Here is a 1,550-nt window from a genome sequence, read left to right as displayed (position 1 = left end):
CTTCCTCTAAACACACACACGGCCATTAGTACAATTGCAACACTTCAAAGCAAAAAAATATATGAAGTAATCAACGATATTGTCGAAGAATACATTTCTGAATTGCCAATAGCAGAAAAAAAGATTATCAAATCTAGCATAGAAACAGTAGAAAAAAATAACTAATTGAAAATTGGTCTAAAAATTGTAACTTTGTGAAAAATGCAAAATTTGCGACTTTGTGAACGACCAAAACTGGCTCCAAATGAGTTTGTGAATTTTCCGATTTCACAAGGAAAAACAACCCCTGATAAAGCCTGTCACAGCGTTACTTTCGATAGTGGTAATTATGTTAACCAATATGGGCATAGTAGATATTTATATCAGTTATGGGTTGTTAATTATGTATGTTTTAGAAAATCGTGTTATAATAAATGTAACCAAAAAAGACATGTGATAGAGACACATGCCTTTAAATCACAAGCCCGCTCAGGCGTTGATGATATTGTTTAAATTTAAAATAACTTAAACCCCCTATTACCTCTCAAAGTTAAGGGGTTTTTGTTTGCCTATTTTTTAGGCTTGTTAATCTCTTTGATTAGTTCAACTACTTTAGTAGCCAAACCAACCAAAGCCGTAATTAACACAATTACCGCGGTCCAAAAGACCATTGTTGGTTTTATCCTCTCTTATAACATGAGGTTAAATACATAAGCACCACCCCCTGCTATTGGACTCACCAACGCCTTAACTTGCTTGCCTAATTATTGTACCATATTACCATTTAACAGTTGTTAGATAGCATTTTAATAAAACCTAAACTCGTATTTTCTATTCTTTCTTCAACTCTCTAAATCGTCTTTGTTGTGTCCGAATACTGATACCTGTTTTTCGATAAATCATTTTGTATGTCATACCCTGTTCTCGTAATTCATAAGCAAAATTAATCTGTTCATCACTATATGTTTTTGGACGCCCCTCCTTAAAGTTTGGGTCATTTTGCTTAGCATAATTTTTCCCTTCTTGGGTACGCGTCACGATCATATCACGCTCAAATTGCGCAAATGCACTAAATATTGTAAATATAAGCTGACCAGTTGGTGTACTGTCAATCAGTCCCATGTTTAATATATTAACCTTGATTCCTCGTTCAAATAAGTCTTGAATAATTTCAAGTGCTTCACGTGTATTTCTAGCAAAGCGATCTAGCTTAGTCACAATCAACATATCTCCAGACGTTAGCTGTTGGATTAATTTTTTAAACTCTGGACGTTTAGTTGTTGTTCCTGTAAACTTTTCTTGATAAATTTTTTCAGCACCAGCTTCTTCCAGAATAGAAATCTGATTTTCCAATTTTTGATCACTTGTACTTACACGTGCATAGCCATATTTCATTGTACTAACCTCATTTTCTCTGTCACTTACGTCATTAAGTTATGACGCTCTACAATCCCTTTAATTATAGGCTATAAAAAAAGGCGACACAACTGTTAAGTTATGACACAGTTTATATATTCGGTAGATTGCAAGAATTAACCGAACACTGCGAACTGCTGAAAAACCTTTCGTGG

Annotated in this window: 1 protein-coding gene; it reads right to left on the bottom strand. The window is 34.2% G+C overall.

Translation table 11 applies throughout. The features are described 5' to 3' along the window. Nucleotides 1-810 precede the first annotated feature (810 nt). Nucleotides 811-1,374 carry a recombinase family protein gene (locus ACW12G_RS07965; protein ID WP_004906272.1) on the bottom strand — a complete coding sequence of 188 codons (564 nt, stop codon included), beginning with the start codon at nucleotides 1,372-1,374 and terminating at the stop codon, nucleotides 811-813. Nucleotides 1,375-1,550: the final 176 nt, after the last annotated feature.

Source organism: Leuconostoc sp., from assembly GCF_965300815.1.
The sequence above is the reverse complement of the archived record's forward strand: the minus strand, read 5'-3'. Positions and strand labels throughout refer to the sequence as shown.

Excerpts from the sequence above, each read along its gene's own strand:
- ACW12G_RS07965 (WP_004906272.1), bottom strand. The coding sequence starts at position 1,374 with ATGAAATATGGCTATGCACGTGTAAGTACAAGTGATCAAAAATTGGAA.